This window comes from Streptomyces sp. NPDC001880, from assembly GCF_053594575.1.
Window position 1 is genome coordinate 28,165 of record NZ_JBSFET010000019.1, and the last position, 19,356, is coordinate 47,520.

At 66.2% G+C, this 19,356-nt stretch carries 17 protein-coding genes and 1 pseudogene; 7 read left to right on the top strand and 11 right to left on the bottom strand.

Translation table 11 applies throughout. From position 1 onward, the window contains the following. Positions 1 to 23: 23 nt before the first annotated feature. The 9 genes and pseudogenes from ACWCQ6_RS14145 to ACWCQ6_RS14185 form a co-directional block, all read right to left on the bottom strand. Complete coding sequence (locus tag ACWCQ6_RS14145) at positions 24 to 1,562, bottom strand: FAD-dependent monooxygenase (protein ID WP_451088851.1); 1,539 nt, start codon at positions 1,560 to 1,562, stop codon at positions 24 to 26. 161 nt (positions 1,563 to 1,723) lie between these two features. Continuing rightward, on the bottom strand, positions 1,724 to 2,113 hold the full coding sequence (locus ACWCQ6_RS14150; protein ID WP_451088853.1) for a DUF6009 family protein: 390 nt from the start codon (positions 2,111 to 2,113) through the stop codon (positions 1,724 to 1,726). Continuing rightward, positions 2,110 to 3,528, bottom strand: coding sequence for a DNA primase family protein (locus tag ACWCQ6_RS14155; protein ID WP_451088969.1), 1,419 nt, complete (start codon positions 3,526 to 3,528; stop codon positions 2,110 to 2,112). Before ACWCQ6_RS14155 ends, ACWCQ6_RS14150 begins: the two co-directional genes overlap by 4 nt. A 110-nt stretch (positions 3,529 to 3,638) precedes the next feature. Further along, positions 3,639 to 4,751 carry a bifunctional DNA primase/polymerase gene (locus ACWCQ6_RS14160; RefSeq protein WP_451088855.1) on the bottom strand — a complete coding sequence of 371 codons (1,113 nt, stop codon included), beginning with the start codon at positions 4,749 to 4,751 and terminating at the stop codon, positions 3,639 to 3,641. A 604-nt stretch (positions 4,752 to 5,355) separates the two neighbouring features. Next, positions 5,356 to 6,609 carry a ParB/RepB/Spo0J family partition protein gene (locus tag ACWCQ6_RS14165; RefSeq protein ID WP_451088857.1) on the bottom strand — a complete coding sequence of 418 codons (1,254 nt, stop codon included), beginning with the start codon at positions 6,607 to 6,609 and terminating at the stop codon, positions 5,356 to 5,358. Then, a complete protein-coding gene (locus tag ACWCQ6_RS14170; protein ID WP_451088859.1) occupies positions 6,606 to 7,856 on the bottom strand; it encodes a ParA family protein in 1,251 nt (416 codons plus the stop codon). Before ACWCQ6_RS14170 ends, ACWCQ6_RS14165 begins: the two co-directional genes overlap by 4 nt. Before the next feature lie 140 nt (positions 7,857 to 7,996). After that, complete coding sequence (locus ACWCQ6_RS14175; RefSeq protein WP_451088861.1) at positions 7,997 to 8,281, bottom strand: hypothetical protein; 285 nt, start codon at positions 8,279 to 8,281, stop codon at positions 7,997 to 7,999. Positions 8,282 to 9,113: 832 nt separating this feature from the next. Next, a complete protein-coding gene (locus ACWCQ6_RS14180) occupies positions 9,114 to 9,242 on the bottom strand; it encodes a hypothetical protein (protein WP_451088973.1) in 129 nt (42 codons plus the stop codon). A 9-nt stretch (positions 9,243 to 9,251) separates the two neighbouring features. Then, positions 9,252 to 9,356 (bottom strand): annotated as a pseudogene (locus ACWCQ6_RS14185) (hypothetical protein); the annotation flags it as partial. 901 nt (positions 9,357 to 10,257) lie between these two features. On the opposite strand from ACWCQ6_RS14185, the gene ACWCQ6_RS14190 reads away from it, so the two are divergent. The 4 genes from ACWCQ6_RS14190 to lgt all read left to right on the top strand — a co-directional run bounded on the left by ACWCQ6_RS14190 (position 10,258) and on the right by lgt (position 14,542). Then, on the top strand, positions 10,258 to 10,974 hold the full coding sequence (locus tag ACWCQ6_RS14190; RefSeq protein ID WP_451088863.1) for a hypothetical protein: 717 nt from the start codon (positions 10,258 to 10,260) through the stop codon (positions 10,972 to 10,974). 45 nt (positions 10,975 to 11,019) lie between these two features. Next, complete coding sequence (locus ACWCQ6_RS14195; protein ID WP_451088865.1) at positions 11,020 to 11,433, top strand: hypothetical protein; 414 nt, start codon at positions 11,020 to 11,022, stop codon at positions 11,431 to 11,433. A gap of 210 nt (positions 11,434 to 11,643) precedes the next feature. Beyond that, a complete protein-coding gene (locus ACWCQ6_RS14200) occupies positions 11,644 to 13,134 on the top strand; it encodes an alpha/beta fold hydrolase (protein WP_451088867.1) in 1,491 nt (496 codons plus the stop codon). A 469-nt stretch (positions 13,135 to 13,603) separates the two neighbouring features. Beyond that, positions 13,604 to 14,542, top strand: a complete 939-nt coding sequence (gene lgt / locus ACWCQ6_RS14205; RefSeq protein WP_451088869.1) for a prolipoprotein diacylglyceryl transferase — start codon at positions 13,604 to 13,606, stop codon at positions 14,540 to 14,542. 80 nt (positions 14,543 to 14,622) lie between these two features. Here lgt and ACWCQ6_RS14210 read toward each other — a convergent pair whose 3' ends face one another. Both ACWCQ6_RS14210 and thpR read right to left on the bottom strand, forming a co-directional pair. Further along, complete coding sequence (locus tag ACWCQ6_RS14210) at positions 14,623 to 15,048, bottom strand: thioesterase domain-containing protein (RefSeq protein ID WP_451088871.1); 426 nt, start codon at positions 15,046 to 15,048, stop codon at positions 14,623 to 14,625. Between the two features lie 215 nt (positions 15,049 to 15,263). After that, complete coding sequence (thpR, locus tag ACWCQ6_RS14215) at positions 15,264 to 15,860, bottom strand: RNA 2',3'-cyclic phosphodiesterase (RefSeq protein ID WP_451088873.1); 597 nt, start codon at positions 15,858 to 15,860, stop codon at positions 15,264 to 15,266. A 244-nt stretch (positions 15,861 to 16,104) separates the two neighbouring features. On the opposite strand from thpR, the gene ACWCQ6_RS14220 reads away from it, so the two are divergent. The 3 genes from ACWCQ6_RS14220 to ACWCQ6_RS14230 all read left to right on the top strand — a co-directional run bounded on the left by ACWCQ6_RS14220 (position 16,105) and on the right by ACWCQ6_RS14230 (position 19,353). Continuing rightward, on the top strand, positions 16,105 to 17,247 hold the full coding sequence (locus tag ACWCQ6_RS14220; RefSeq protein WP_451088875.1) for a ParA family protein: 1,143 nt from the start codon (positions 16,105 to 16,107) through the stop codon (positions 17,245 to 17,247). After that, on the top strand, positions 17,244 to 18,260 hold the full coding sequence (locus ACWCQ6_RS14225) for a ParB/RepB/Spo0J family partition protein (protein WP_451088877.1): 1,017 nt from the start codon (positions 17,244 to 17,246) through the stop codon (positions 18,258 to 18,260). Before ACWCQ6_RS14220 ends, ACWCQ6_RS14225 begins: the two co-directional genes overlap by 4 nt. Positions 18,261 to 18,819: 559 nt before the next feature. After that, complete coding sequence (locus ACWCQ6_RS14230; protein ID WP_451088879.1) at positions 18,820 to 19,353, top strand: hypothetical protein; 534 nt, start codon at positions 18,820 to 18,822, stop codon at positions 19,351 to 19,353. Positions 19,354 to 19,356: the final 3 nt, after the last annotated feature.

Sequence of the window (19,356 nt, forward strand, 5' to 3'; positions counted from 1 at the left end):
CCGGATGTTTCTGTGGGGCATCGTCAAGGGTGCCCCACAGAAGCGAAGCCCTCAGGGGCCGCACGCTCGGGAACCACACCCTTGCCGAAGTGCGCCGACAGCACCTCCGTCAGGTCACGGCCTTCCCCCGGTACCCAGGCGATGTAGCCGTCGGGCCGCACCAGCATCGCATCGTGCGGCACCTCGGATGTGGTCCGGGCCCGGACCACATGCAGGACCCCCTGCCATTCCCGTACCGCCTCCCGATGGCCGCTGTCTTCCTCACCGAGAAGCAGCAGCAGCGGCCTGCCGTCACGCAGCAGCCCGATCACGTCGGTCTCGCCGGTTGCCGTGCCGAGCACCGCGTTACGGAGAAACGTTCCCGTCGCCCGGCCGGATGCCTCGGTGTGTTCCGGGAGCACCGTGTCCTGTGCGCTGATCAGGCCGGCGAGGTACCCGTGCTCGCGGTCCGCGGACAGAAGGCCGGTGAACACCCCTCGCAGTGCGTCGAGTTCGGGCCCAGGACGCATCAGGGCGAGCTGCGCCTGTGTCTGGTCGATGACCCGCCGGGCAACGGGGCGGCGCTCCAGGTCGTAGCTGTCGAGCAGACCCGCGTCCGCCGATCCGTGCACCGTCAGCGCCAGCTTCCAGCCCAGGTTCAGAGCGTCGAGCACTCCGGTGCTGAGGCCCTGTCCACCGATCGGGAAGTGGACATGCGCCGCGTCGCCCACCAGGAAGACCCGCCCCTCGCGGAAGGCCCGGGCCAGCCGCGCGAAGTCGCTGAACCTACTGAGCCAGCGCGGCTCGTCCATCGCGATGTCCCGGCCGGCGATCCGAGACACCTCCCGGCACAACTCCTGCAAGGTAGGAGGAAGTTGCCGGTCGGGGTGGGCACCGGCGCAGTTCAGCGTGCGGATGTGTGTCCTGCCCTCCGCATCGAGCTTGGCCACGATCCAGCCCCGCTCGGTGCGGTGCCAGCCCTTGGGAAGCTCCTCCGGCCGAGCGAGTGTGACGGCCCCCATGAGTGCGGACACGGTCGCCGGGTGTGTGTCGGAGTCGATGCCCACCTGGTCACGGACCGTGCTGCGGGCGCCGTCCGCCCCCACCACGTACTCGGCGAAGCAGACCCTGGTCCCCTGCGGCCCGTCGGCCGTGACCCGTACCCCGCCGTCCTCCTGAACGACCTCAAGTACCTGGTGCTCGCGCAGGATCCGTGCTCCGGCCGCCCGTGCCCGCGCCTCGAAGTGCCGCTCCAGCTCTGCCTGGGGACACTTGAGGATCGGCTCGGGTTCGCGTGCGGGAGCCGTGATGGTCAGTCCGGGCAGGCCCGCGAAATGGAACGGACTCTCCGCCGCGCCTTCGGTGTACGGGTACCCCTGCCCCGGCAGGTGACCGCGACGGGCCAGGGACTGCACCGCCCGGGCATGCAGCGTGGTCGCCTTGGGCTGCTCGGACACATCGGACCGGGATTCCAGGAGCACGATGTCGACTCCGTACCCGGCCAGTTCGGCGGCGACGAGCATGCCGACGGGCCCCCCACCGACCACCGCGACCTGTGCCCGTACCGGACGCTCCTCCTGCACAGTGTCGCCTCCCCCTGGCTGCGGTCCCTCCACTGAAGGAAATATACCGGACGGCCTGTTTCCATTCCATCCGTCGAGGGAACAGAGGGCGACCGGAGGAACCGTACCCGGCACCGGGACGGAAGCCACTGCTGGAGCTCAACTCAAGGTTGAGGCTGAGGTCATGGATGGAGTTCCCGCGTCGCGGACGACATCGGTCCGCCCTCCGATCGCTCGGTCTTGTGCCCCTTGCTGCCCGGCGCCAGAGTCCGCACATCCACGGCCTCCGCCGGTGCCCCTCGTGCGTACAGCCCGTCGGGCTCGGTGTCCCGGTCGTGCGGAAGCAGCCAGAACACCCGTCGCCTGAACGTGCCGGAGGAACGGGACGGCTTGGCCTTCGGCCCCAACAGGGCGTACCCGACCATCCGACCGTCACGGTGATATGCGGGCCTCCCCCGCCGTGTCGGCAAGCGGTCCAGGCTCTGACGGACATAGTCGAGCCGACTGATGTCCTCAAGCCAGACGAGGTCCATCTCGTCGACGATCTCGTCCTCTGCGATGAGGGCGCTCATACTGTCTCCTCGTCCGCGAGCAGGCCGATGCCCGGGTAGTACTTGCGCTGGTTGGAAAGAATCATTCCCTTCGGCGACGCCAGTCCCACCACTTCGCGGACACGCGCCGCGAAAGCCCGGGACGATATCGCCGGTGCGCCCTCATTCTGGCACCAGCTCCTGTAGGCCGCGTAGAGCTGCGCCTGTTCCGCGCGCAGATCGGCCTCAAGTCGACAGGCCTCGTGGACGAAACGCCCGGTATGGTCCTCGGTCTCGGCGTAGGCCGTGGTCGCGATGCGGACCCGCTCGGGACCTGAGAGGTCCTTGTCGCCCCCGAGGTAGCGACGGGCGCCTTCAATGAGCCAGTTGAGGATGCCCGGCCCCTCATGGGTGACAAGGATGTCCGCCAGGTTGTCGATCTTGCGGTCGTCGGAGACGACCCGTTCGAACGGGATCAGCCGCATACGCCGCCAGAACGCGAAGCCACCCGTACCCACCTCGGGCCGGTGGTTGCCGAGCAGCCACATCTTGTGCGTCGGCTCGAAGCTGAAGAAGTCCTGTCGCATCCGGCGCGCCTTGATCCGGTCGCCGCCGGTGAGCAGCTTGACCCGGGCCTCGTCGAAACGGTCCCCCGGCTTGACCTCGCTGCACACGATCACGCGCCGGCCGTGCAGTTCGGCCAGATCGGTGGGATGTCCCTCGTACGGACGGGACATCAGAAACCCGGGAGGTGCCGCGTCCGCGTACTCTCCGAGCAGCTTCATCAGGACGTCCAGCAGTACGGATTTGCCGTTCTTTCCGGAGCCGAACAGGAACGGCATGACCTGGGCACCGACATCCCCGGTGACGGAGTAGCCGAGCAGCAGCTGGAGAAAGTCGATCATCTCCGCACCGTCCGGCCCCTCGCCGAAGGTGTCGTTCAGGAAGCGGTTCCAGCGCGGCGTGGGCACCGGCTCCGGCGAGGCCGAGGTGGACCGGGAGTGGAAGTCCTTCGTGGGCTCGGCAGGACGGATGCATCCGGTACGCAGATCGACGACGCCGGCCGGCGTGCACAACGCGTACGGATCCGCGTCCAGCCGCGCTGCGTTGAGCACCATTCCCGGGGCGGACTTCGCCTGCGCCAGCATCGCGTTCATCCCGCTGGTGCTCAACGCGCGACGACGGTGTTGCTGCAATGCAGCCGAGGTATAGATGCCTCGCGGATCGGTGGTGGCGATGGACTCCGCCAGATCGCCCGCCGACCACATCACGGTGTCGTCCTCGTCGATCTGCCATCGGGTGCCGTCCCACCGGTACCAGCCGATTCCCGGAACGTGCCGGTAGTCGTTGCGATACAGCTTGACGAACAACTTGGCATTGCCGCGGTCGGTGAGCGTATCGGGCAGCAGCCCGTCCGCCGTCGCCTCGCCGTTCCCCTCCGAAGCGGAAACAGCCATGTACTGAGCAAACTCATCACTTTGCCGGGGCGCCGGAACGGGTTGCGCAAGGATCTGCGCGGCCACGGCCTGGACGTCGAAGACCGACAGTGCTTTCTCCTCGTCGAGACTCACACACGCCTCCCGAGGGACATGGGGCGTGCCAGACCCGCGCTCAGACCACCCCGGATGATGGCCAGGCATCGCCGCTGTTGCCCCGGGCGGGCCTGCTCAGCCGCATCCCGCAACGCCCGCATGGCCTCGGCTTCGCTGATGTGGCCCGCTGCGACGAGACCACCAGCGGTATACGCGGCCCGGTTCAGCTTCTCGGAGAACGCGGCGCCTTCGGGTACGGCCGCGCATGCGACGACCTCGGCGAGCACCCCGGTCAGGACCCGCTCCCCCGCTCCCCGTCCGCCACCCGCCGCGAGAACCGCCTGCCGGGCGCGGGGCGGCACGGGCCGCTTCCCAGGCACGGAGGCGGACGGCAGATGCCCCGTGCGCTCGAGTTCCCTGGCCAGCCAGGCAGGCAGCGGTGCGGGCATCCGCACGGATCCCACCGGCCGGTAGACCCCTGCTGGGGTCTCGGTACCGGGCGCCACGATGTACCCGCCGTGCGCCCGGACATCGACCTGCCAGGCGAGAGCACGGCCGCCGCCCGCCCCGGAGGAGCACTGCCAGCGGTGCCCGTCGTCGTTGCGGTACCACACGTGCAGGCCCCCGGACGGAGTGCGGACACGCAACGTCGACTCGTCGTCCGCCGGACTGGTTGCCCCCCGCAGGGCGGCCAGCACACCCAGAGTGTGGAAGCCGTTGGACAGCCCGGTCAGGTCGACCCCGGCGGAGATCCCGACACCGGGCAGCAGCCGGTTCCGGTCGGGGAGTTCACACGCATGTGCGTCGACATCGATGACGACAAGGCCGGCCGGACCGGTGGCGACGCCCACCCCGAGATCGGGTCGGGACCCCCACCACTGCCGGATCCGGTCGAAATCAAGCGTGGCCGCATGAAATCCATGACACCAACGACCCGCACGGATACAGTCGCACGCCCCTCGGACATGACCCTGGACGCGGCACATCTCGCAGTTGCCCACAGGCGTTTTACGGCCCGGAGCAAGAGGATGAACCGGCCACCCCTGGCGCGCACACCACGAGGCAGTTGTCAGAGGCTGCGCAGCGACCGGTGCAGGTCTCACGAACTGCTGTGGGTCGCTGCGCGAAACCTGCAGCTCAGCTGCCATTAACTTCCCCCATGAGCGACTGAAGCGACTCAAATCCCAACATCAGATTAGCGAAATCTATGGGAGAGGAGAGGCGGATGAGGCAGAACAAACGTGCGCATCGGCAAGAAGCCCCAGCGACTGGGTGGCCAACAGCTGCCAGTCGCTCAGTCGCTCGAGTACGGGCACACAAAACACCAGGTCAGCAGCTTGTACAACGCAGAGCAGCGACTGAAGCGACTCAAGTTCCCTGTATATGCCGTCCACGCGCGCACGCACACGCACGAATGTCTCCATATATCTGAACCTTGAGTCGCTTCAGTCGCTGCTCTCCCCCGGCTATCGCCTTGACCTGTGGTTTTACCCCTACGGCCGAAGCGACTCAGCGTTCATTGAGTCGCTGGCCTTCAGTCGCTGAACCCGTTCCCCATCGCCGGATACCGGCCAACCGCGCCCGCCGAAGGACATGTTCATCCGGGCCCACAGCAATGGGATTTCCGCCACACAGGCAGCCACCATGCCTGCGGGACAGAACAGTTCCTTGCCTCAACCGCCACCACCATCCCGGTGTCCGGGGCGGGTCGGAGATCTGCGTCAGTACCCCGACCCGCCTCCACCGGGTAACTCACCGAGCCGAGTTGGTGTCCTCGGCAAGGATCCTCTCGACCAGGATCTTCCGCTGTGCCTCGTCCATCTTCCGCAGCACGAGGTCGGCAACCTGATGGCCGTCGTGCCAAGGCATCTTCGTGACTTTGCCGAGGGCCACGATGCCCGACTCCCCAGGAGCCAGCTGCGTCGGTGCCACCTGACGCCCGGCATGCTCCGACCGTTGCCCGGGCACTTCATCGTGCGTCGGCGACATCGATTCCCGAGCCCCGGGGCTATCACGCCGTGATAGCCCTGCTTGGCTCTCTCGTGAGCTATCACGCCGTGATAGCTCCGCTTGGCTCTCCTGTGAGCTATCACGCCGTGATAGCTCAGTCTGACGCGCCTCCGGAATATCACGGCGTGATACCTGCGCGCGCTGCTCCCCCGGGCTGCCCGGAGCATCCGAGCCATCGAAAGCCTCGGCCCCGACGCTGGTCTCTGTCGCTCCTGCGGCCCTGGGCTCCGCCATTTCCCGGTTCTCCGGATTATCACGGCGTGATAGCTCACGAGTCGCCGAACGCCTCTGATCCCCCGCGGCAGCCCGCGCGTCCGCCTGCTGGCGTTGCTCATCGGGTGGCAGCTTGGAGAGATTCCGAACGTGCTCGATCTTGCGGCGCCCCTCCAACAGGTCTGATTGCAGTTGAGGATCGAGGTCCAGGACGGAGAGCTTCGACGAGATGGTCGACTGGGCGATGCCGAGTCTCTTGGCGGCCTTGGTCTGAGAACCGTAGAAGTCGACCAGCGTGCGAAGAGCTTGGGCCTGCTCCAGGGGGTTCATGTCGTCACGGTGGACGTTGGCGACGAAGGCTGCTTCGAGCAGCGCCTGGTCGGTGGAGACCAGGGCGTTGTCGACGCTGACGCGAATCGTCGTAGCCCCGGCCAGACGCGCAGCGGCGAGTCGGCGGTGGCCGTCGACGACGATGTACCGGGTGCCCTCGTCGAGATCCGCTGCACGATCCGGCCGCTCCGCCAGATAGGCGTCGACGGAGGCCACCGTGACGGCGTTGACGAGACCGATTTCCGCGATGCTCTCCGCCAGCCCCTGGAGGTCGCGGAGCTCCTCGCGAGGGTTGTCGGGGTTCTGGCTGATGAGACTCACCGAGAGCTCAGTGGGTTCGGGCACGCCGGCCGTCGGCACACCGGTAGCGGCCCCGATTGCGGCTCGACGGGCACTGATGGGGCGGGCCTGGGCGAAGGAGGCGCCGGCTCCGAGGTTCTTGGCCTTACTCACTTGCTGATCTCCCGGGCGAGGGCGCGAAGGGCAACGGACTGTTCGCAGCGGGGTGCGTACGCAAGAAGCGGTCGCTTGGCACGGACAGCTTCTTTCTGTTCCTTGAGGTCTCCGATGACGCCTACGACACGCGGATCCTTTATGGCCATCCAGGACTGGAGCGAGGAGGTGGCGATGTAGCCGCGGCGGGCGTCGTAGTGGTTGACGACAAGGCCGAGGTAGTCGACGTCGAGCGTCAGGTCATTGCGCATGTCCTCGATCTGGGACGTGAGCAGCTCATAGGCGTCGGCACTGCTGTCCTCGGCCTGGACGACGATGAGAACGCCGGAGTTGCCGGGCACTTCCTGTGGGCGGCGGCGGCCGTAGTAGGTGGCGGCGTCCATGCTGAGCCCGAGGCTGGGCGGGCAGTCGATCAGGACGACGTCGTAGTCGGGCTCGACCGCGGCAAGGGCCCGTTCGAGAGCGGCCTCGCGCGCACGGACGGATGCGAGACGTACGTCGAGAAGGAAGGCGTCGGTGCATGCGGGCAGCAGATGCAGACGCCCACCGAACCGGTCCTCGTCGATCGTCACGATGAGATCGCTCAGCGAACCCTTGCCGTCACCGGCCATGTGATTGGTGAGCGAGTCCCCGTCCATGGGGAGGGGTTCGCGACCAAGCTGCTTGGTGAGGTGCCCCTGAGGGTCGAAGTCGACGAGCAGGACACGCTGCCCGAGTCCGGGAAGATCCTCCAGAGCGAGTGGATCGTTCGCAACCTCCTCATCCTCTTCGAGCAGTGCGGCAAAGTGCTTGGACACTCGGACCGGCACAAGGACGGTGGAGTCTTCCGCAAGTGCCTCGCCGGTTCCGGCAGTGACGGCGGTCTTGCCGACCCCGCCCTTCTGATTGCAGATGACGACCCGTCGGACGATGTCGGGACGCTTCACCGCGGGAGCGGGATGGTTGTCCAGCCAGACCTGCACGGACTGGGCCAGGCCCTGGATGAGGGAAACCCCCCGGCGCTTGCAGTCAGATCGGAATCCGGTCCACAGCTGGGCAGGCAGAAACGTCGCAAAGGACTCCGCTCCAGATGTGTCGATGGGGGAAAGGTTGGATCCGAGGCCGCGCCATGCGGTGATGCCGGCTTCGACCGCGTCCTGCATGTCGATGCCGTGTTGAACGGCTCGGACCTTGAGTTCCTGACGGAGCCAGGAGGGCAGCTTGGAGACGACCTTCTCTCGGTCGCCCCTGGTGTCGGGTGTCGTCATAGTCCGTCACTCTACTAACGCCGCAGATCAATTGAGCTCCTGACGCGTTAGCTCTGTTGCTTTTTTCGCTGTGGGGGCTATCACGCCGTGATACTCCAGGCCCGGTGCCTGGTCGAAAGAGCCGGAACGGTAGGCGTGGCTCACCCGCATTGTCCGGGCCTGCCCGAGGGGAGGCGGGTGGGGTGGCAGCGGCAGCGGGCCTGGATGGAGGTCTTGTCCCCCGCGCTGATGACGTACTGGTCCGGCCCGAGAGGTTCGCCCTGCCAGGTGCGGGCGTACAGGTCGAGCACCCGGGCCGCCTTGGATCCGAAGGCAGGGTCGGTGATGAAGATCCAGGACTGGTGTTGCCAGGGCTTGAATGCGTCCTGGGCCAGCCAGCGGCGCACGGTAGAGGCCGACAGGGACGGGGCGATGCCCTGCTGCATGGCCTCGCGGGCCCACTCCGGGTACGCAGCGTGAGAGCGGGACGCCGGTCTCGGCGCGCAGTTGGCAGGCCAGCGCCTTGACCTTGGCGGTCTGCAGTGCGGTGAACGAGGGCGGGCGACCAGGGGCCGGCGGTCGGCCAGCCCGGCCATGCCCTGCTCGGCGAACCGGCCCCCGCCCCCTGCGCACAGTATCCAGGTGCAGGCCCGTCTCGCGGGCGATGCGCGTGTTGGAGCAACCGCTGGCCGCGTTGAGCCCGACGTTTGCGCGCATCCGCGCCCGGTGGGGAGACTTGTGGCCGTAGGCCATCTTCGTCAGCCGGCGCCTGTGCGAGGCAGTCAGCGACATCGGGCAAGGCAGGCAGGCCGATCAGCAGAAGTGGATCTTACCGGCCGGAGCCTGCCGCACCACTGGCTCAGAAGCTCAGGCAGGATGCCCCATGCCCACCGTGCCGGAGTCGACCAAGACCTCCCTCGCCCAGAAGCTGCCTCGCGAGCCCGTGACGCCTGGCCGCAGCTCGCCGGCCTGGACGTCCGCTACCGCGGTCAGTTCGCCTACATCGACGGCGAACTGACCGATGGCGAGCGCATCAAGCTCATGCGCCTGCGTTACGCGGATCCGCCAGCACCTGGGGCTTCGCCCTCTACCTCGCCAGCACCGACAAGTACGAAGACACCATCCTGCCGACCGGCAACTTCGTCGGCTCCCCCGAAGAAGCCCTGGACTGCGCCTGAGTCCTCCACCTCACCACCCCTGGCATCTGAAGACGCCAGGTTTCCTCTCCTACGGCCACGCAGCAGGCGGAATGCTCGGTCGAGCTCGTATGCCGTCTCGTCAGCGAAGCGCCTTCGCCATCACCCGTTCCCTGGTCACACCATCGGCCAACAGGTCCCCGAGCTCTTCCGTGACGATGAAGCCGTTGTGCTGATACAGCTCGACGGCCGGCTCGTTGCCCGGGATCACGGTGAGTTTCAGCGTCGTAGCACCCGACTGCAGGGCCCACCTTTCGACTGCCGCTATCAACCGGTCTCCGACACCACGACAGCGAGCCTGGGTGCTGGCTAAAGTCGGTAACACCCCACTGTCCAACCTTCTTGATCTATAATGTGCGCTTTTTCATCGTAAGTCCCATCCTGGAGTTCCCCGGCTCAAGAGGAAAAGGAGGAGGAACTCAAGCCTCCGCAGGACATCTTGTCCATCGCGGGTGCCGACTCCGTTCGGATTCAGTCCATGAGCCGTCGCGGACAGCCGGGTCCATGACGCCTCGGGTCGGACAAGACGATGGAGTGGCTGAGCACAGTGGGTGGCTCGGGTGGGCACTCCCGCCGGAGGGTCCATGAACCTATCGTCGGGGCTGGCTTTCGTCGGCTGAGGTTCAGTACGGGTGAGCGAATGGCCCAGCTGGTGACGTTGGTTCAGGACCACTGGCTGACGCCTTCGATGGCTAGTCAGGTCGATGCCCGGGCCTGACCTGTAAGCCCTGCACACAGAGCACAGTCCGGACCTGCGCACAGGGTAGGACGTCGAGTGCGGCTCTTCTTTATAAGAGGCGCAGGGCCTCGAAAACGCTCTGACCTGCACTTATTCGAAGTTGATCATGCTCTGGCCGACACATTTGGCAGGTCGAAATGTTAACCTGGCCAGCACATTTGGCCCCAAAAGTAAGGCTCAGCCTAACTTTTCAAACGGGCTGTGCCCACCGGAGAAACCGCAGGTCAGGGGCTTGTCGACTCCCGGCTTGCCTGTCCGTCTGTGGCGTCGATCCGAAACGACCCGAACAGAATGTGCCGCAATATTGACACCGAAAGTTAGGGTCAGGCTAACTTTCGGCACTTCCGTGCAATAGAACTTCGGCTCAGCCGAACTTTTGAGGTGAGCGCACAGACCTCTGTGACTCGGAGCGTGTCGAGCCGTCAAAAGTAAGGCTCAGCCGAACTTTTGGGATAGCCTCGGACCGCCTGAGCAACAAGGAGGTCCAGTGACATTTGAAACGCCGTCGCGCCAGCCGCGCCGGCCACGAGCAGTGCCCTCTCCCGCGTCCTCGCCGGAGAGCATCACCGTGTACGACGACATCCTGAACCTCCTCGGTGAGCAACTGGGCACGACTGCCCAGGACGCACCCCCCGCCAGGGAAGGGAAGCGCAAGCTCAAGGGCGTCACCTTCGAGTACGAGGACGACCCTCGGTCCGTCCACAGCTTCGCCGGAGGCGCCGGCTACAGCCTCGCCAGCAACTGGTTCACACAGCTGCTGCCCCAGCTCTTCATCGCCAACGGCATCACGAAGAGCCAGCTGTGCGTGTTCCTGTACGTGGCGGGCGGGCAGAGGCCGGGCACCGGAATCGCGGAGTACACCCAGCAGGAGATCACTGACGGCCTGAACGGACTCGCGGCCAAGAAACCCGGAGCCAAGAAGATCACTAGGCCCACCGTCAACCGCGCGGTTCGAACCCTCTGCGAGTACAAGTGGCTCGAATCTGCGGGGAACGGACGGATCCGCCTCAACGTGACGCTCTGGTTCCAGGGCAACAGCGCAGCTCAGCACGAGGTGCTCGCCCAGATCGCCGCGGACCACGACGACGACCCCACCGCGTTCCCGCACAGGATCGGTCCTGAGATGGTTCACCACCAAGAGGCGCTGGACCTTAATCTGGATGACGAAGTGCCCGAGCCTGTCAGAAGGAAGCGCACAGGCTGATGCCCGCTACCACGACAAGCCGATTCGATACGGAGGAAGGCACCGATGGCCGTTGCAGTCATGTCGCCCCTCGTTGCTGAGCGCATCTGGGCCTTGCCCATCGGAGCCGCCCCGGTGAAGTTCCTTCAGTACTTGGTCTTCCGGAGCGAGAACGGTGGCGCACTGCCGAGCCAGCGCGAGATGGCGGTGGAGTACAAGGTGAAGCCGCCCACCGTCAGCGCGCTGATGGAGCCGCTGTTCGAGCTGAACCTCGTACTGCGCTCCCGTGCCGAAGGCCGCGGGGGTAACCGCTACCGACTCCACCCGCTCGCCGCCAAGTACGAGAGCATGACGGACATGGAAGCCGCCTTCGCGCACGCTCTCGAAGAGATGAAGAGCGGCAGACTGCCGACCATCCACCTACCGGAATACCGAGCGGCGCCGCCGACCGAGGGCCGCCCCGACCTCCGTATCGCCTGACCCGACAAAACCAGAGGGCCCGCCATCTGCGATGGCGGGCCCTCTGTGCCTGAACAACAAGTTGTGCCCCCACTATAACCGGTACGCACGATGACCGGCGAGGCGCCGCCGTCGCCGGCTGAGCCATGACACAGCAGCCGGAACGCCTTGTTACGTTCTCACCATGTGCCCATGGGGACACCGTCATACAGGGCCGAAACAGTGACGCGCATGAACAAGAGCACGCGCGTGAACACGAATCTGAGCCGACAGGTGGCCTCCGTACTCCTGGCCTTGTCCGCCTCCGCCGCCCTTGCCACCCCTGGCACGGCGGTCGCCCAGGAGCCGTCCGGCGCCACCACCGCTGTCCCGCCGATCCGTTGGGGTGCCTGCCCCAAGGGCGAACTGCCCTACCCCGACCCCAGCCCGAGGGCGCAGTGCGCGACGGTCAAGGTCCCACTGGACTGGTCGAAGCCGAAGGGCCCGAAGATCGGCATCTTTGTGGCCCGCTACCGGGCCACCGACCCCGCCCGGCGGATCGGTGTCCTGATGTCCAACCCGGGCGGCCCCGGAATGCCCGGTGCCGATGATGCGCTGTACGCGGACGACCCCGTCGGCGGCTACACCCCGGCAATGCTCCAGCGCTTCGACATGATCGGGTTCGACCCGCGCGGTATCGGTCGCAGCCAGAATGCCGAGTGCGACGAGACGATCAACGCCTCGATTCCTGCCCGCCCCCGCAACGCGGCCGAGTTCGAGCGGCTGCGCACCCTGAACGGCCGACTGGCGGACAGCTGTCTGAAGCGGACGGGTCAGCTTGCCGCCCATATGGACGGCAAGAGCGTGGCTCGCGACATGGACGCGATCCGAGCCGCCCTCGGTGAACGCAGGATCAGCTTTCTCGGCCACTCCTACGGCACGTTCCTCGGCGAGCGTTACGCACGTCTGTTCCCGGGCAGGCTCCGTGCGCTGGCCCTCGACAGCGCGATGGACCCGGACCGGCCGAACGCCGAGCGGTATCTCACCGACGGCAGCATCACCATCGACAACACGCTGAAGCGGCTTGCGGCCTGGTGCAAGAAGGACAAGTCCTGCGTTCTCAAGGGCGAGGACCTGACGGCTGTCACCGACGAACTGTTCGCCCGCGCCGACGCGGGCACACTCCGTGATCCGGGCCCGAACGGACCGACGCGGACCAAGGTTGACGCCGACCAGCTGTCCGACTTCCTCACCTTCGCACTCGGCAAGGGGAGCCAGGAGGAAACGGCACGGCAGGTGGCCGCCCTGTATACGGGGAAGGGCGAGGTCAACTGGCTCCCCGTCGGCACCGGCTCTCACTCCCGGATGGTGCTGTGCCGGGACTACGACTTCCGGATCCGTGACTACGCCCAGTACCTGGCCATCCGCAAGAGGGTCGCGAAGGCCGCCCCACACATCCGCTACAACTCCCAGTCGCTGGACACCGTCCTGGCCTGCCAGGGCTGGACCACACCTCCCAAGCCCAGCCCCGCCCGAGCCAAGGGTGAGCTCCCGGCCGTTCTCGTAGCCAACGCCACCCACGACCTGGCGACTCCACTGCCGGGAGCGCAGCGTATGGCGCGCTCCTTCCCAAAGTCATCCCTGTTCACGATGGACGTCGTGAGCCACTGGCTCTACCGCAGAGGCGGGACGGAGAAAGCAATGCAAGTGATCGACACCTACCTCACCAACCCGCAGCGCTGACCCGGAAGCCAGGATGCCCGGAAGACCGGAGGCGCCGAGGCCAGGAGGCGGCGTCCTCCACGGCAGCCGAAGAAGAAGCGGAGCCTCGAATCGCGAAGAGACTGTCCCCTACTCCCCTACTCCCCTACCGACTGCGGGATCGAGCCCCATCCTTAGGATCGTTCCTGGCGAAGTTATGGAGGTGTCCTCCGTTTCGTTCGAGCGGGTTGCTAAATCGACTTATCTGCTAAGTGGTGCTGGTTGGAACCAGGCTGCCGACCACTGCACCAATTCGTGGATCGCCACGCCGACCGTGATGACCGTTCGCGGAGAACCGGGAACCCGGGAAACGGCATGAGGATCAGGCTGCCGAGGCCGAAGGCGGCGAGCGTAGTGCGCTCGCCACCTTCGGGCGCGAGTCCGTCGTTACTAATACGTTGTCAGGTTGCTTTAGTTGCCACCTACTTGGCGGGGTAGCGTTGGATCTCCCATGGACCTTGCCTTTATTCCCAGCCCCTCGACCGGTGTGATCCACCTCGGACCGGTTCCGCTGCGCGGCTACGCGTTCTGCATCATCGTCGGCGTCTTCGTCGGCATCTGGATCGGCTCCAAGCAGTGGCGGGCACGGGGAGGACAGCCCGGCACCGTCGCCGACATCGCTATCTGGGCGGTGCCGTTCGGTCTCGTCGGCGGCCGTCTCTACCACGTCGTCACCAGCTACGAGCTCTACTTCGGTGAAGGCAAGAACTGGGTCGATGCCTTCAAGATCTGGGAGGGCGGCCTCGGGATCTGGGGCGCGATCGCGCTGGGTGCGGTCGGCGCCTGGATCGGCTGCCGCCGCCACGGAGTCCCGCTCCCCGCCTACGCGGATGCGCTTGCCCCCGGCATTGCGGCCGCGCAGGCGCTCGGCCGCTGGGGCAACTGGTTCAACCAGGAGCTGTACGGCAAGCCGACCGACGTCCCGTGGGCCCTGAAGATCGACAATGGTCTCGACAACGGCACCTTCCATCCGACCTTTCTCTACGAGTCGTTGTGGTGCATCGGCGTCGCGCTGCTCGTCATCTGGGCGGACAAGAAGTTCAAGCTTGGGCACGGCCGGGCGTTCGCGCTGTATGTCGCTGCCTATTGCGCCGGGCGCGTCTGGACCGAGTACCTGCGGATCGACGATGCGCACCACATCCTGGGCCTGCGTCTGAACGTCTGGACCTCGATCTTCGTCTTCGTCCTCGCCGTCGTGTACTTCGTGATCTCGGCAAAGGTGCGACCGGGCCGAGAGGAGATCGTGGAGACCCAGGCGACAGCATCGACGGCCGGGTCGGACGGCGAGGGTGAGAGGGACGAGAAGAAGGCGGACCTCGAAAAGAAGGACGCGGACAACGACGAGGCCGAGAAGCCCGAGGGGAAGACGGTCAAAGCCGAGCAGAGCTGACCATTCCCGTAGCACCCGTAGCTGAGCCAGGGCCGGTGTCCCGTGGATTCCTCCACGCGACACCGGCCCTGGCTCTTCTCTCACGCGCCCTGGAACACACCGGGAACGTGCGTGGTCGCGATGGCGACGTTGTTGGACTGCACGCCCTCGGCCATGGCCAGCTCCTCGTCGGAGAGGTCGAGCCCGAAGCGCTCGCCGGTCCGCAGGACGGCATCCGTCCAGTCGACCACCTCAAGCTGCTCGGGCTGATCAACGTCCTGTTCCCAGCTGACCAACGGATAGGCATCGAGCACGACCAGCGCGGCAACTTCCTCGCCGGCCTCCTGGAGCTGCACCGCCATCTCGTGTGCGGCGACGCCTCTCAGGGACCAGCCCAGCAGGTGGTACGGACCCGATTTCTGCACCCTGCGGATCTGCTCGATGTAGTCCGCGGCCATTTCCTTGACGGAGCCGGGCAGCGCACCCTTCTCACTCAGGCCGCGCGCCTGTTTCCAGGGCGAAGTCATCGACTGGATTCAGCTCCCGCACTGGCCCGTCTTCAAGATCGCCGACATGGGGGTGGTGTGCGGGGGTGCGCTGAGCGTCTGGATGGTCTTCCGAGGCATCAACCTGGACGGCTCCATCGAGACCGAGGCACTCGGGGACAAGGGCAGGAAGGCCTGACCCGCGCCTGCGAGAGAAGCCGGGGCGATCATGTCTCCCCGGGCCGTCGTCGGTTCGTTCAAGATCCAGCGGGGTTCCCGTTGCCGAGGGCCCAGGCCTCGATGTCGCGGTAGCGGATCGGTCCCCGGCTACGGCCGACGTTGCTGCCGACCAGGTGCAGACGTTCGGCGCGCCATCGACAACCGGTGAATCCGGCAAGCCTTTCGGCGATTTCTCCTGCCGAGGACCGATCCCCTCGCCGGGCACGGGCCAACGTCAGATGCGGACGCAGCGGCCTACCCTCGAAGGCGACACCACAATTCGTGACGGCGGCGCGCACATCGGCCGCGAGCATGTGCAGTCCATCGAGGTCTCCGTCGATTCCGCTCCACAGCACCCGGTCGTCGAAGTTCCCGCTGCCACGCAGTGCCAGACTCAGCGGACGGTGGCTCGCTGCGAGGCCGGCGAGCGCCGGGCGCAGGAGCGGAACCGTCTCGACCGGCAACTCCCCGAGAAACGCCAGGGTGATGTGCCAGTCCTCGATGCGGTTCCACCGCATCCGAGGGTGCGTGTCATAGGCGGGGCGCAGCTCCTGGGCCAGTTCTTCCTTCGCGTGGTCGGGTGGGGCGAGCGCGATGAACACGCGGACAGTCGCGGGCTGAGTCTGATCGTTCACACCGGACTTCGTACCGCATCCGGTAGTGGGTGAGACGACCCGGGTACCGCAGGAGTGGCGCTCGTGGCCACGATACGGAGGAAGTCAACTCCGGCGGCGGCGACAAGTCCGAGCCGCCGCTCCCCCGGGCCGGGGTCAGCGGAGGTGCTAACGCCGTTAGCACCTCCAACAGCTAACGCCAGATCAGTCGAAATCGTGCGATTCGTTGCCGGTCAAGCGGTTTACGCGGCAGTAAGCTGCCGTCATGTCATCTCCCCACGCTGGAGGTGAGCGGGAGAAGCTGGTCTCCAAGCTGCCCGCATCCCTCCGACAGGCCCTGAAGGTCCGGGCGGCGCAGCTCTCCATCGATGTCCAGGACGCCGTCGCCGCTGGTGTGCGGCTCTGGCAGTCTCAGAGTGCTCCACTCCCCCACATCGAGACCGCGGGCGCGGAATCCTTCGGGACCTGGCTGCCCGAAGGGCTCTACGACTCGTTCAAAGACGACTGCCGCCGGCGTGGCGTCTCCTACATCCAAGGTCTTGCCCAGGTGGTGGCCCTGTGGCTGGAGCAGAATCCCGCCGACGAAGACACCGCCTCCGTACGCCGGATCGTGGTGTGCAACCAGAAGGGAGGTGTCGGCAAGACCGCGGTGTCCGCCGGCATCGCCCAGGCATTCGCCGAACGTGGCAGCCGCGTGCTTCTCGTCGACTACGACCCGCAAGGCCACCTCTCGCACCAGCTCGGCCTCAAAGCCATCCCGGCCGGTCAGGAAAGCCTCGTCACCCACATGCTCAACCGTGACGACACTCAGCAATCCCTGATCGACCTCACCGTCGTCATGGAGGGTGCCAACTTCGGTGGCCGTCTCCGTGTCCTCCCGGCAGCCTTCGACGCGTTCCTCCTCGACTCCGGACTCACCGTCTTCCGAGGCCCCCGCCACGCCGCTCTGGAACGTGCCCTGGCTTCCGTCGAGGAACACTTCGATGTCGTCGTCGTCGACTCTCCGCCAAGCCTCGGCCTGGCCATGGACGCCGGCCTCGTCTACGGCCGACAGCGTGACGGCGAGAAGCCCGGCGCCTCCGGACTCGTCATCCCCGTCGAAGCGGAAGACACCTCTGCCCAGGCCTACGGCATGCTCATCAACCAGGTCGGATCGCTGACACGGGACTACGACATCACCGTGGACCAGCTCGGGCTCGTTGTGAACAAGTACGACTCCCGACGCGGTTTCATCGCCACGTCCTCACTCGACAAGTGGAAGGCGCTCGGCACCCCGCCTGTGTTGTCGGTCATCCCGGACGTCAAGGAGCAGCGCGAAGCCGTTCGCATGCAGCGCCCGCTCCTCGACTACGCGCCCGAATCCGACCAGTCCCACAGCATGCGGCAGATTGTCCGGGGGCTCGCATGAAGAAGTCAGACGCACTGGGCGCATCCGCCACCTTCGATGCCGTCAGCCAACCCATCAGCAGCCGTGCCGCTTCCTTCGCCCGATACGCAGGACAAGGCGACGACCCCACCCCGGCCACCGGCACCGAAGCCCAGACCGCCTCACCGCGACTGGCCGTCACACGGCTCGCCCACAACCCGTTCAACCCCAGAGTAGAGCTCAAAGCCGTGGAGGACATGGCAGACAGCCTCACTGCGCGAGGCGTCATCCAGCCCCTCGCCGTCGTGACCCGTGCCGCCTTCCTCAGCGCACACCCCGGACACGACACCGAACTGGGTTCCGCCACGCACGTCGTCGTCGACGGAAACCGTCGCCTGGCCGGTGCCAACATGGCCGGCCTCGACGACGTACCTGTCCATGTCGACAACTCCCTTGCGGAAAGTGCCGACACCCTTCTGGAGACCGCTCTCACCGCGGCCGTCCAGCACGAGAACCTTGAGCCGCTGGACGAGGCCAGAGCGCTGGAGCGCCTGGTGGAAGTCCACGGTTCGCAGCGTGCGGTCGCCCGTGCCCTTGGAAAGTCCAGTCCTTGGGTGACCCAGAGACTCGCTCTCCTGAAGCTCACCCCCGACCTTCAGCAAGCGGTCGAGAACAAGAGCCTGCCGGTCGAGGTCGCCCGCAACGTCGGACAACTACCGCCACAACAGCAACAACGCGCAGCCGACGAAGCCCTGACCGCCCGAGCCGAACGCAAGCGGCGACCGCGTGGTCGGGTTGCTAACGCCGTTAGCACCTCAGCGACCGGGGGAGTGGATACCGGCAAACCCCCAGCCACGAACGGATCCAAGCGGTCCAGCGAAGCAGAGACGACTGCCGCCGACGTCGATATCCCGGTGCCACGCAAGGCCGTAGTGAACATGCCGTGGCTGGACGGACAACAGGTTGCCGACATCGTGATCGAAAGAATGGGGGAGGAGCAGCGAGAAATCCTCCTGCAGAGACTGATCGAAGCGCGCACGACACCTGTGACCTGAGGGCCGTTCCGAGCTCCCCGGCGGGGCGCGCGGCTGCGGTCGCCTGCGTACCCGACCGCCAGAACCAGCCCAGGTCCCCCGGATGCAATTGCATCGGCGCCCCGTCGTACTGCCACTCCCGCAGCACGCCTACAGCCTCGCGCGGCCGGTCGACCCCCGGCTCGTCCAGCACAAACGCCCTGCCCCCGATCACACACCACCCCACCGACGGACCGCACCCGGTTTCCGACTCCGACCGGCCGACAGGGTGCGGGCTCGGGGGACTCGGCAAGGCAGCAGATGAAAGAGGCACTGCCCGGGCAACCATGATCGTTCTGACCGATACCGGTCCGGCCGAACACGCGAGGTGAGCACCGAGATCCTGTTGCCCATGAGTGCGTGGCCGCCCGGGTCGGACCCTGATACGGAGGCATTGCAACGTTGTCACCTCATCGGGAGACGGCCCCCGGACTGGCGGTCGTCCGCACCGCCCACGGAGCTCCCGGCTCGGCAGGCGCGCCCAGCGATGGAGCGGGAAGATGGAACCGTTCCGGCCCACTGGACGGCGGGAGGAGCGGACATGGAGATCAAACCGCAGGCGGTAGTCCTTCCCAAGGAGACGGATCATCTCGAACAGGGGAAGTACGGACCCGTATTCCCCAAGACCCCTGCGTGTTACGGCTTCACCATCGTCGCGCGGGTCAAGCCCGGCCATGCCGATGCGATGCGCGAGTACGGCCACGCGCTGGCCAAAGCTCTCGAACAGGACCCCTACCTTCTCGCACCATTGAAGCTGCACTACCTGCGATGGGTTCTCTTCGACGACGACACGCGCTTCATGTATCAGGGGATCTTCGACACCGACTTCGACAAGTACACCGAGGACGCCATCGCGCTGTTCTCGAAGGCGGGTGTGAGCACGGCGTTCGAGCATCTGGAGGGATTCCCCGAGGACTGGCGGACCAATCCGGAGGCGTTCGTCGGATTCGTCCGTGAGCACCACTGTCCGAGTTTCATCGAGTACGGAGAGTATCCGTACGTGTCGGCGGACGAGATCAAGAAGGCTTTGCGAATCAAGGGCGCTCTGTCGGAGATGCTCGACCAGATGCAGTGAGGG